10 protein-coding genes and 1 tRNA gene are annotated in these 12,418 nt (G+C 41.6%); 5 read left to right on the forward strand and 6 right to left on the reverse strand.

From position 1 onward, the window contains the following. Positions 1-48: 48 nt before the first annotated feature. On the forward strand, positions 49-1,146 hold the full coding sequence (purK, locus tag DYC50_RS08610) for a 5-(carboxyamino)imidazole ribonucleotide synthase (RefSeq protein ID WP_115249832.1): 1,098 nt from the start codon (positions 49-51) through the stop codon (positions 1,144-1,146). 171 nt (positions 1,147-1,317) lie between these two features. Further along, the gene (locus tag DYC50_RS08615) at positions 1,318-2,508 is read left to right on the forward strand and encodes an amino acid aminotransferase (protein ID WP_115249833.1); all 1,191 of its coding nucleotides are present in this window, start codon (positions 1,318-1,320) and stop codon (positions 2,506-2,508) included. Positions 2,509-2,577: 69 nt separating this feature from the next. On the opposite strand, the gene uvrB is transcribed toward DYC50_RS08615, so the two are convergent. Then, the gene (gene uvrB / locus DYC50_RS08620) at positions 2,578-4,614 is read right to left on the reverse strand and encodes an excinuclease ABC subunit UvrB (RefSeq protein ID WP_115249834.1); all 2,037 of its coding nucleotides are present in this window, start codon (positions 4,612-4,614) and stop codon (positions 2,578-2,580) included. Positions 4,615-5,004: 390 nt separating this feature from the next. On the opposite strand from uvrB, the gene DYC50_RS08625 reads away from it, so the two are divergent. Then, positions 5,005-5,080 (forward strand) — tRNA-Asn (locus DYC50_RS08625). 164 nt (positions 5,081-5,244) lie between these two features. Then, positions 5,245-6,216, forward strand: a complete 972-nt coding sequence (locus tag DYC50_RS08630; protein ID WP_115249835.1) for a calcium/sodium antiporter — start codon at positions 5,245-5,247, stop codon at positions 6,214-6,216. A 66-nt stretch (positions 6,217-6,282) separates the two neighbouring features. Here DYC50_RS08630 and zevB read toward each other — a convergent pair whose 3' ends face one another. Next, entirely contained in the window at positions 6,283-7,320 is a 1,038-nt protein-coding gene (zevB, locus tag DYC50_RS08635; protein ID WP_115249836.1) for a zinc transporter permease subunit ZevB, read from the reverse strand. Next, on the reverse strand, positions 7,311-7,955 hold the full coding sequence (locus tag DYC50_RS08640) for a DUF1007 family protein (protein WP_115249837.1): 645 nt from the start codon (positions 7,953-7,955) through the stop codon (positions 7,311-7,313). Before DYC50_RS08640 ends, zevB begins: the two co-directional genes overlap by 10 nt. Positions 7,956-8,305: 350 nt before the next feature. Between DYC50_RS08640 and ettA the strand changes: the two genes are divergently transcribed. Next, entirely contained in the window at positions 8,306-9,976 is a 1,671-nt protein-coding gene (ettA, locus tag DYC50_RS08645; protein WP_115249838.1) for an energy-dependent translational throttle protein EttA, read from the forward strand. A gap of 69 nt (positions 9,977-10,045) precedes the next feature. Here ettA and DYC50_RS08650 read toward each other — a convergent pair whose 3' ends face one another. The 3 genes from DYC50_RS08650 to ppa form a co-directional block, all read right to left on the reverse strand. Then, a complete protein-coding gene (locus tag DYC50_RS08650) occupies positions 10,046-10,768 on the reverse strand; it encodes a hypothetical protein (RefSeq protein WP_115249839.1) in 723 nt (240 codons plus the stop codon). A gap of 142 nt (positions 10,769-10,910) precedes the next feature. Then, the gene (locus DYC50_RS08655) at positions 10,911-11,681 is read right to left on the reverse strand and encodes a M48 family metallopeptidase (protein WP_115249840.1); all 771 of its coding nucleotides are present in this window, start codon (positions 11,679-11,681) and stop codon (positions 10,911-10,913) included. Between the two features lie 71 nt (positions 11,682-11,752). Next, positions 11,753-12,280, reverse strand: coding sequence for an inorganic diphosphatase (ppa, locus tag DYC50_RS08660; RefSeq protein WP_115249841.1), 528 nt, complete (start codon positions 12,278-12,280; stop codon positions 11,753-11,755). Between the last annotated feature and the right edge of the window lie 138 nt (positions 12,281-12,418).

A 12,418-nucleotide genomic window follows, 5' to 3' on the forward strand; every position in this document is an offset into this window, starting at 1 on the left:
TTTGCGTGCAACATTATTCTTTTAACCAACATCATCAAGGATTTTATAATGCAAAAAAGTGCTTTATATCCCGTCATTTATGTCTTAGGTAATGGACAGCTTGGGCGAATGCTGCGTTATGCTGGCGCGCCTTTAGATATTCAGGTCGAGCCCTTGCCTTTCAATGCCCCTGTATTTGAACTGCAAAAGAACTGCCTGATTACCGCAGAAATTGAGCGTTGGGAAAGCACCCCGCTGACAGAGAAATTGGCTAATCATCCGCAGTTTATTAATCGTTCCGTTTTTGGCTTGCTTGCCGATCGCCTTTCACAAAAATCGCTTCTTGATGAACTCAATCTTCCCACTTCTCCTTGGACACTCATTCATTCTGCTTCTCAATGGCAAGATATTTGGCAACACATTGGCGAGAAAGTGGTGGTGAAACGCCGTACTGGCGGCTATGACGGGCGTGGCCAGTGGATCATCACGCAAGAAAATCAAGATCTGATTGGCGATGAATTATTTGGGCAAGTGATCGCGGAAAAATTTATTCCTTTTGACGGTGAAATTTCCCTCGTGGGAGCAAGATTTAAAGACGGCTCAACCCGTTTTTATCCCGTAACCCATAATTTACAACAAAACGGCATTTTGCGTTATAGCGTAGCCGATCCTTCACTTCGGAAACAATCCCTTTTTCAACAACAAGCGGAAGCAATGTTAGCCAAAATAATGCACAAGTTGGATTATATCGGAGTGATGGCAATGGAATGTTTTGTGGTGGGCGATAAGTTATTGATTAACGAGCTTGCGCCACGGGTTCACAATAGCGGACATTGGACGCAACTGGGCTGTTCCATTAGCCAATTTGAATTGCATTTGCGTGCCTTACTGAATTTACCAACGCCAGAATTAGTCAGCACAATGCCTGCGGTGATGATTAATTTAATTGGCACGGCACATAATCCCCAATGGCTCAATATGCCATTTAGTCAGTTGCATTGGTATGGCAAAGAAGTGCGTGAAGGACGCAAGGTGGGGCATATTAATCTAGCTCCCCCAAATCGCCAAGAATTAATGCGTTTATTAGATCAATTTGCGCAACAACTGCCACAAGATTATCAATCTGGTTTAACTTGGGCAAAAGAAAAATTGAAATTATCTAAATAATTATTGTAATTTTTGAATAAATATTGGCTTTCTTAAGGAGAAAGCCTATTTAGTATCAATAAATACTTGCGAAAAGGGTTAATTCTCAAGTATAACTTGGCACAGGATTTTCTTCACAAAAAGAAAATCGCATTATTAACAACAAAACACAACATTAGAAGGATAATGACTATGTTTGAACATATTAATGCTGCTCCTGCGGATCCAATTTTAGGTTTAGGTGAAGCGTTCAAAGCAGATGATCGTGCTAACAAAATCAACTTAGGGATTGGTGTATATAAAGATGCCAAAGGCAACACACCAATTATGAAAGCGGTGAAAGCTGCCGAACAACGTTTGTTTGATGTAGAAACCACCAAAAATTATCTTTCTATTGACGGCGTTGCCGATTTCAATGCGCGTACGCAAGGCGTGTTATTCGGTGAACATTCTGACATTGTGAAACAAGGGCGTGCCAAAACTGTACAAAGCCTTGGCGGCACAGGGGCATTACGCATTGCCGCAGAATTTATCAAACGCCAAACTAAAGCACAAAATGTGTGGATCAGCACACCAACTTGGCCAAACCACAATGCGATTTTTAATGCGGTAGGGATCACCATTCGTGAATATCGCTATTATGATGCAGAACGCAAAGCCTTAGACTGGGATAATCTAATTGCCGATTTAAGCAACGCAGGCGAAGGCGATGTGGTGTTATTACACGGCTGCTGCCACAACCCAACGGGGATCGACCCAACCCCTGAACAATGGCAACAACTGGCTGAAATGTCTGCTAAAAATGGTTGGTTACCGCTATTCGACTTCGCTTATCAAGGACTGGCTAACGGCTTAGAAGAAGATGCCTTCGGCTTACGCACCTTTGCGGCAAATCACAAAGAGCTACTGATCGCAAGTTCTTATTCTAAAAACTTCGGTTTATATAACGAACGTGTCGGCGCATTCACTTTAGTAGCAGAAACTGCAGAAATCGCCGCAACCGCGCTAACCCAAGTGAAATCAATCATTCGCACACTCTACTCTAACCCCGCTTCTCACGGTGCTTCCACCGTAGCCATCGTGTTGGCTGATCCTGCATTAAGAGAAGAATGGACTGGTGAGCTTGCCGAAATGCGCAACCGCATCAAAGAAATGCGTCATAAATTCGTAGAATTATTAAGAGAATACGGCGCACAGCAAGACTTCAGCTTTATCGAACAACAAAATGGGATGTTCTCTTTCAGCGGTTTAACCCCAGAACAAGTAGATCGCTTAAAAGAAGAATTCGCCATTTATGCCGTTCGCTCAGGCCGCATCAACGTTGCCGGCATCACCGAAGATAATATCCGTTATCTCTGCGAAAGCATTGTAAAAGTGCTTTAATTAAAAATTTGAAAAAAATACCGCACTTGAAGTGCGGTATTATTTTATTAGCATTTTAGAAAACTATTTTCACTCTTCCGCCAAAAACCTTTCCCGTAACTGATGTAACTGATCACGCACGGCGGCGGCTTTTTCAAATTCCAAGTCTTGGGCGTGTTTGTACATTTGCTGTTCCAGTTTTTTGATTTGTTGCTGAAGTTCTTTGCTGCTAGTTGGTTGATAAAGTGCGGTGGGTTCTGCCACGGATTTTTGTTTTTGTTTGCTTTTTGCTTTGTTGTTGGTTGCGCCTTGGCCAATATCAAGCAATTCACCCACTTTTTTATTCAACGCTTGCGGTACAATGCCGTGTTCTTCGTTATATTTCATTTGTTTTTCACGGCGGCGGTTGGTTTCGTTGATGGCTTTTTCCATTGATTTGGTGATGCTGTCCGCATATAAAATGGCTTTACCATTTAAGTTTCGCGCGGCTCGTCCAATGGTTTGAATCAACGAGCGTTCGGAACGCAAAAAGCCTTCTTTATCCGCATCTAAAATCGCGACTAAAGACACTTCGGGAATATCCAGCCCTTCCCGCAATAAGTTAATTCCCACTAGCACGTCGAATTCCCCTAAGCGGAGATCGCGGATAATTTCCACCCGTTCTACGGTGTCAATGTCAGAGTGCAGATAACGCACGCGCACGCCGTGTTCTTCTAAATAATCGGTCAGATCTTCCGCCATTCGTTTGGTTAATGTGGTTACCAAAACGCGCTCATTTTTATCCGCTCTTTGGCGTGCTTCGGAAAGCAAGTCGTCCACCTGAATTGCCACAGGGCGAATTTCAATTTCTGGGTCGAGCAAGCCTGTTGGGCGCACCACTTGATCGATAATTTCACTGCCCGATTTTTCTAATTCATAAGGGCCGGGCGTGGCGGAAACATAAATGGTTTGCGGTGCGAGGCGTTCAAATTCTTCAAATTTTAATGGACGGTTATCTAGCGCCGAAGGCAGGCGGAAGCCATATTCCACTAAGGTTTCTTTACGTGAGCGGTCGCCACGATACATTCCACCAATTTGTGGCACAGTAACGTGAGATTCATCAATAATCAGCAAACCGTCTGCAGGAATATAATCAAACAATGTCGGTGGCGGCTCACCTTCTTTACGCCCAGATAAATAACGTGAATAATTTTCAATGCCTGAGCAATAGCCCAATTCATTCATCATTTCAATATCAAACTGTGTGCGTTGGGTAATGCGTTGTTCTTCCAGCAATTTATTTTCTTTGATGAAGTACTCTCGCCGTTGTGCCAATTCTGTTTTGATTTGATCGATGGCTTCTAAAATCCGTTCACGTGGCGTAACATAGTGGGTTTTCGGATAAATGGTATAACGCGGCACCGCACCAAAATTCGTGCCTGTCAGCGGATCAAAAAGGCTCAGGCGTTCAATTTCGTCATCAAATAATTCAATGCGAATGGCTTGATCATCAGATTCCGCAGGAAAAATATCAATAATTTCGCCCCGCACTCTGAATGTACCGCGCTGAAATGCTTGATCGTTGCGTGTGTATTGTAGCTCTGCCAATTTCGTCAAAATTTCTCGCTGGTTGATGATCGCCCCTGTTTGCAGGTGCAACATCATTTTGAGATAGCTATCGGGATCGCCCAAACCATAAATGGCAGAAACGGACGCTACAACGATGGTATCACGGCGTTCTAGAAAAGATTTGGTAGCAGACAGCCGCATTTGCTCGATTTGATCGTTAATGGACGCATCTTTTTCAATAAAGGTGTCGCTGCTCGGCACATAGGCTTCTGGCTGATAATAGTCATAATAAGAAACAAAATATTCCACCGCATTTTCAGGGAAAAAGGCTTTCATTTCCGCATAAAGCTGAGCGGCAAGGGTTTTATTTGGCGCAAGCAACATTGCAGGGCGATTGAGCTTGGCAATCACATTGGCAATGGTAAAGGTTTTGCCCGATCCCGTTACCCCAAGCAGGGTTTGGTGCGCTAAACCATCATTGAGATTTTCACTCAGCTTTTCTATCGCCTGAGGTTGGTCGCCAGAAGGCGAAAAATCAGAATGAAGAATAAAAGGTTTGCTGTGAATTTTGTTACTCATAAAAAACTGCCTATCCGAAAAGTGCGGTCAATTTTAGCATAATTTTTTACATTCGGCTTGAGCAAAATTTTAAGTTTTACACAGACTTATATTTGTCAAGATTGAAATCTCACAAAATCAAAAAAAATTTTAAAAAAATTTCTAGATTTTTACTAACTTATTGATAAATAAAGAAATGCTATTTTACAATCAATTTTATTGTCAATTCGCAAAACCCTAGTTTTTTCAAGGGATCGGCGATTTTTTCAAATTAAAACTCACAGACTTATCCACAGGCGCTGTGGATATAAAAAAAGAACATAATTTTTCAACATTTTTTTAATTTCACTGTTGACAAAGGAAAGACAGATCATTATCATCTGCGACCAATTCCTTGTGATACAGAATTATTCCTCCTTAGTTCAGTCGGTAGAACGGCGGACTGTTAATCCGTATGTCGCTGGTTCAAGTCCAGCAGGAGGAGCCAATTTTCTCTTTTGGCAGTTTTTATTTGTCTCCTTTTATAAAAGCTATTTCGTTCCAAAAGAGCTTAAAGCCCATATCCTCCTTATGGGCTTTTATTTTTTTCTAAATTAGCCATTCATAATAATGATAACATTCTCTACTTTTCATCATTTATAGGACACACAAATGTTTTTATCTTTTCTCGCTATACTGGTCGGATTGGCGATTTTAGTCTGGAGTGCAGATCGTTTTATTGACGGTGCGGCTTCTCTCGCCAGTTATTTAGGTATGTCGCCCTTGTTGATCGGCATTGTGATTATAGGTTTTGGTACTTCAGCGCCTGAAATTATTGTTTCAGCGCTTTCTGCATTAAATCATAGCCCCGGTATTGCCTTGGGGAATGCTTATGGCTCAAACATCACCAATATTGCCTTGATTTTAGGGGTAACCGCAATGATTAAGCCGATTATGGTCAATTCGCAGGTGCTAAAAAAAGAATTGCCCGTGTTAATGCTAGTTACCCTCCTTTCTGCCTTGTTAATTTATGATGCCACCATTTCTCGCCTTGATGCGATGATTTTATTGGCGGTCTTCACGCTCTATATGGGCTGGACAATTTGGCAAGGCACAAGACATTCAGGTGATAGCCTTGAACAAGACATTAGCGATGAACTCAAAGAAAAATCACAAATGCCGTTGAAAACTGCGGTGTTGTGGCTAGTGATTGGCTTGGCGCTATTAATGGCTAGCTCGCAATTATTAGTGTGGGGTGCGGTGAATATCGCCACCTATTTAGGCGTGAGCGATTTGATTATCGGTTTAACCATTGTCGCCATTGGCACATCATTGCCAGAGTTAGCGGCTTCCATTATGGCAGCGAGAAAAAATGAATTAGATCTCGCGGTGGGCAATATTATTGGCTCGAACCTGTTTAACACCCTTGCGGTGGTCGGCATTGCGGGCGCAATCAGCCCAATTCAAGCCACGCCCGAAGTGTTTAGCCGAGATATGCTTGTTATGATTGCATTAACAGGCTTGCTGTTTTTATTTGGTTACGGCTTCAAAGGAAAAAATGGGCGAATTAACCGAGTTGAAGGATTGGTGCTATTTCTTTGCTATGTAGCTTATAATTCTTTATTAATTTACACCGCACTTTAATCTGAACGCGTGATACGATGAAAAGAAAAAGGGGTGATATTTCACCCCTATTTTTCATCTGAAAGATTATCCGCCAAATAGCACCGCCCCACCACGCACAGGCAAGGTTGTGCTATAAAATAATGCTGTCGCAAAGAAGATCACCACAAATCCTGCGATCAATTTCACCGCAATTTCGGCATAAGGGGAATGTTCTGCGCTAACATACCAACGCCCTAATTTCACCGCGGTCTGCCTTGCATATTGCACAATCAAGGCAAATAAAGATAGCGTGATCCCTGTTCCCACTGCCATCGCCATTGCCGCCGCCATTCCCCATTGATAAAGATCTAGCATATAGGAAAGAAAAAGAATAAAAATTGCCCCTGAGCAAGGTCGCATACCAATGGTTAAAATCACAAGCAAACGAGATTTAAAATTGGTCGCCTTGTCTAATTGCTGCGAACTCGGCAAGTGTTGATGCCCACAACTGCAACCTTCTGCGTGATCGCTATGATCACAATGGGATTGCACAAGCTGAACTGGTTTTTCTGAAATCGCTTTTGCCGAAATGGGTTTAATGGCGTGAATTTTTCCCACTGAAATGGTGCGTTTCTTGTGACGAAATTCTCGCAAAAATTTCACCGCACTTTGATAAATCCAGTATGCGCCTAGCAAGAACATTAAAATAAAGGCGGATCGCTCAAGCCAAAGTTGGCTCAATTTGAAATAATGGGAAGACAAACGCAATCCCACCACAATAATGGAGGTTGCCGCCACTGCCACCACTCCTTGCATTAAAGAAGACAACAACGTGAGCTGAACGCTGGTTTTTAACTTCGCTTGGTGAGTGGATAGATAACTGGCAATGACAAATTTACCGTGGCCTGGGCCAAGTGCGTGCAACACGCCGTAGAGAAAACTGATCAAGATTAAACCTAATCCCGCTTGTACGGGATATTGTTTAACTTGATGCAAATACCCCGAAATATGTTGATTAAAGATTTTCTGCCAAATGATCGTTTGCCCAAATAAATAAGGCAAAGCATAAAAGCCAATTCCCACTAGTAATAGCAATATTAGCAAATACTTAATCGCTTTTTTTATGTTGTTAGTTAATTGCATATGATCTCCACTTTTTGGCTAAAAACCTTGCCAAGGGAAGGGTCCTCATCACGCTGACTACGATCTAAAGACGCCGCGTATTCACGCACCTTTTCATCAACATTCGGTTCAATCACCTTGCCAGAACATTGAACAGGAAGTTGTGAAAAATCCACCGCACTTTGCTTATTTTCTGTAGGCTTATTTTCGGTTGGATAAGTCATTGCCACAAAATAAGTGGGATCGTATGTCGCTAATTCAAACTGGTTTTCCTTCAGCACTTGGGGCTTAGACAACAAAAAATCAAAATAGTACATTACTTGTGTGCCATTTGATTTCATTCCATAATTTTGCGGCTGTGCTTTGTACTTAATCTTTTTCTTATCTTTATCAAAGAGATAGCTAAAATAATGCTCATTGACAATATTTTTCATTGCTTCATCAATCAACCTTTGCTTATCGCTCGGCTGCGTGGACTGGGCTAAATCATAAATAATACTGGCAGAACTTGGCTCATCAAGCACCCACTGCATCGAAAACCCAACTAACTCCCCTTTTTCCACCAACACCTTACTTTGCATATCAATAAAGGCGTGCGGGTGGGCAACACTGAGCAACGGAACTAACGTTAAGAGTCCCAAGCATTTTTTGAACATAATCTTCCTTACTAAAACAAAAGAAAGCAAAATCCTACCACTAAATCCAAAGGCAGACAAAATGCCATTTGCTGATTTAAACAACAAAATCTCACAAAAAAACTCTATTTCTGTGATTTATATCAAAAAAATGTAAATTCATCATTTATTTATCAACAGCTTATAGGTAGTATATGCCCTGTCGAGTGATTGCTTGATATTCATAAAGTTCCTAAATAAAATAATCAAAATAAATAGCTAAACTACTTTCCTACCTCCCTTTTGGGAGGTTTTTTTTTCGCTTTCAATTCGCCAAAAGGTAAAATCTCAAGTAAAATAACCCGCACTTTTTACAGCTAAGAGAACAATTTATGTCATCACAATTTGTTTATACTATGCACCGTGTCGGTAAGGTTGTGCCGCCGAAACGTCATATTTTAAAAGATATTTCCTTGAGCTTTTTCCCAGGCGCAAAAATTGGTGTGCTGGGGTTAAATGGTGCGGGGAAATCTACCCTGTTGCGCATTATGGCAGGCGTGGATAAAGAATTTGAGGGCGAAGCCCGTCCACAACCGGGGATCAAAATTGGCTATCTTCCACAAGAACCAAAACTAGATCCGCAACAAACCGTGCGTGAAGCAGTAGAAGAAGCCGTGGCGGAAGTGAAAACCGCGTTAAATCGTTTAGATGAAGTCTATGCGCTTTATGCCGATCCTGATGCGGATTTTGATAAACTTGCCGCCGAGCAAGCAAAGTTAGAAGCCATTATCCAAGCGCACGATGGGCATAATCTTGAAAACCAACTTGAGCGTGCTGCTGATGCCTTGCGTTTACCAGATTGGGACGCCAAAATCGAGCATCTTTCAGGGGGCGAACGCCGCCGTGTGGCGCTTTGCCGTTTATTGCTCGAAAAACCAGATATGCTCTTATTAGATGAGCCAACCAACCACTTAGATGCCGAATCTGTGGCTTGGTTAGAGCGCTTCTTACACGATTATGAAGGCACCGTAGTTGCCATCACTCACGACCGTTACTTCCTAGATAATGTGGCAGGTTGGATCTTAGAGCTTGACCGTGGTGAAGGCATTCCTTGGGAGGGCAACTATTCTTCTTGGTTAGAACAAAAAGAAAAACGCCTAGCCCAAGAAGCCGCTGCTGAATCTGCCCGCCAAAAATCCATTGAAAAAGAATTAGAATGGGTTCGCCAGAATCCAAAAGGCCGTCAAGCGAAAAGCAAGGCGCGTATGGCTCGCTTTGAAGAGTTAAACAGCGGTGAATACCAAAAACGTAATGAAACCAATGAGTTATTCATTCCACCTGGCCCACGTTTAGGGGATAAAGTGATCGAAGTGAGCAATTTGAGTAAATCCTATGGCGATCGCACTTTGATTGATGACTTATCTTTCAGCATTCCAAAAGGTGCGATTGTTGGCATTATCGGGGCAAACGGTGCAGGGAAATCCACCCTTTTCCGTATGCTTTCAGGACAAGAGCAACCAGATAAGGGTAGCATCACCCTTGGTGATACTGTGGTGCTTTCTTCTGTGGATCAGTTCCGTGATGAAATGGACGACAGCAAAACCGTATGGGAAGAAGTTTCACACGGGCAAGACATTTTGCGTATTGGTAACTTTGAAATCCCAAGCCGTGCTTATGTCGGACGATTCAACTTCAAAGGTGTCGATCAACAAAAACGCGTTGGTGAACTTTCAGGTGGGGAACGTGGACGCTTACATTTAGCTAAGCTATTGCAAGCGGGCGGTAACGTGCTGTTATTAGACGAACCAACCAACGATCTTGACGTGGAAACCTTGCGCGCCTTAGAAAATGCGATCCTAGAATTCCCTGGCTGTGCGATGGTGATTTCCCACGACCGCTGGTTCTTAGACCGTATCGCGACCCATATTTTGGATTACGGCGATGAAGGCAAAGTTACCTTCTATGAAGGCAACTTCTCAGACTATGAAGAATGGAAAAAGAAAACCTTCGGTGCTGATGCCGTGCAACCTCACCGTATTAAATACAAACGGATTGCAAAATAATTAATAAAAAGCAAAAGAGCGGTAAAAATTTTATTATTTTTTACCGCTCTTTTTTTCTATTATGCCTTATTATTTCCCACCTAAAATATGGCAAAGTTCCCCTTTATTATAATGGCAAGGCATTAAATAAAAATCCTTACCGCCTTTTTCATAGCTTTTCCCCAAAATTAGACTATTACAGTTTTTACCTAAAATAAAATATTGTTCATTATTCACTTCCAGTTTATGGTAAGTCTCCTTATTAAAAGGCCTGAGATAGCCCACTAAACAAGACAAAATCATAAAATAAAAATAACCTGCGATCATCAAAGGTAAAATATTACGATCTGCGCGAGTGATAAAATGCCAAAGCATACAAATATTATATTTCTTTAGAAATCCAGCTAATAGTATAGTAATCGTAAATAATACGGCTAAATAAATTAATAAACTGTAAAGGCTGATCACTTTGATTAGCACGGTAACTTCTAAAAACAGTGGAAAGGTTAGGATAAAGCAAGTAATTAATGTGCGGATAAAATTAAATCGCACAAAAGAAAGTTTATCTTTAATGGCAATTAAAAGTTTAATTCCTGCAATATAAACAGAAATCATCACAGTAGAAACAACGATAACGTGAAATAAACTGCGTGCAATGTCTGCTTTACCAACTTCTACGATTTCCCAAGGATAGCCATAATACCAAGCCAATCCCCAGTTATAGCCATAAGCGACCGACCAGCCAACTAGCACTAGAAATGCAAGGAAAATAGATGAATTTAATAGTTTCGCAAAAGAAAAATTTTCGTTCATACCCACCTCAAATAGGAATTCTTCTCAACGCGAATTTTAAGAAAAAATATGCTTATTTCAAATAGGCTAAAAATTGGTAGGATCAGTAGTGGAAAAGTAGTAAAAAAATGAAAAAAAAGCCCCGCACTTGCAGGGCAAAAGATTATTTATGTGCTTTATAAATTGCCACTGCCTCTGGCATTAGGCGAAGTAGATTTTGTTGGCGATCTTTATCGCTTGGGTGAGTGGAAGAAAGTGCAGCAAGTACACCTTGTGAACCAGATGAGGCTTTTTGCATTTTTTCCCATAATCTAGGTGCGGCTTCTGGGTTATAACCCGATTTTGCCATTAATAATAATCCCACTTCATCGGCTTCTGTTTCAGCGCTGCGAGAATAAGGTTTATCGAGCGCCCAGTCTTTGGTTAAGCCGACCACTAAGCCACTGCCATCAGCGCCAATTTGGGTTGAAAGTGCAACGTGTGCAACCTGTGCGATCACTTCGGTAAATACGCCCATATTTACTTTTTTCTTACCGTGTTCTTTGAGGGCGTGAGCCATTTCGTGCCCCATTACTGTCGCAATTTCATCATCACTGAGCTGCAATTTATTCACTAATCCGGTATAAAATGCCATTTTTCCACCTGGCATTGCCCACGCGTTTAGTTCATCGGATTTAATCACCGTAATTTGCCAGTTGAACGGTTGCCCTGTATGGTTTTCTTGATTCGCATAAGGGTACATTTTGTTAAAGACTTTATGAATGCGTTTTGCGGTGGTGGAAGTGGTATCCACAGCCCCTTGCTGTTGTGCTTGATTCACTGTTTGGCGATAATTTGCTGCGGCTTGTTGGTTAATGCTCGCGGAATCCGCACAGGCGTTAAGCATTAATGCCAATACAGAAAGCGCGGTGATTTTTTTCAAGGTTTTTAACATTTTCACTCCTTAAGTTTACACATAGAAAAATACCGCCCTACGAAAAGGCGGTATTAAAAGTAAAGGAAAAATTATTTTTTCGCGCGCTCGAAAGATTCTAAAATCTCTTGACGGGCGGCGTCAACCCCTTCCCAACCATCAACTTTCACCCATTTACCCGCTTCAAGGGCTTTGTAGCTTTCAAAGAAGTGTTGGATTTGGGATTTTAATAAAGCTGGTAAATCGCCAACATCTTTAATGTGATCGTATTCTTTGCTTAATTTTGTGTGTGGCACGGCGATCACTTTAGCATCTTGACCTGATTCGTCCGTCATTTTTAACACACCCACAGGGCGGCAACGGATCACTGAACCTGGTTGTAATGGATAAGGAGTTGGGACTAATACATCAACAGGATCGCCATCTAAAGATAAGGTGTGGTTAATGTAACCATAGTTCGCTGGGTAGAACATTGCGGTTGCCATAAAGCGATCAACGAATAATGTCCCAGTCTCTTTATCCACTTCATATTTGATTGGATCTGAATTAGCTGGGATTTCAATAACAACATAAATATCATCAGGAAGTTCTTTTCCTGCTGGAACGATTTCTAAACCCATTTGGTCTTTCCTTCTAGTTAATGAATGGTAATAAAACTCTCGAATTATAGCTTGATTTTTTTGCTTTTGCCAAGATAAATGGGCAATTTAGCCATTGTATTTTTATTTTGTACTATTATAATAGTTCATCGATACCAA

The sequence above is a fragment of the Avibacterium avium genome, from assembly GCF_900454535.1.
In the GTDB taxonomy this organism is placed as follows: domain Bacteria; phylum Pseudomonadota; class Gammaproteobacteria; order Enterobacterales; family Pasteurellaceae; genus Avibacterium; species Avibacterium avium.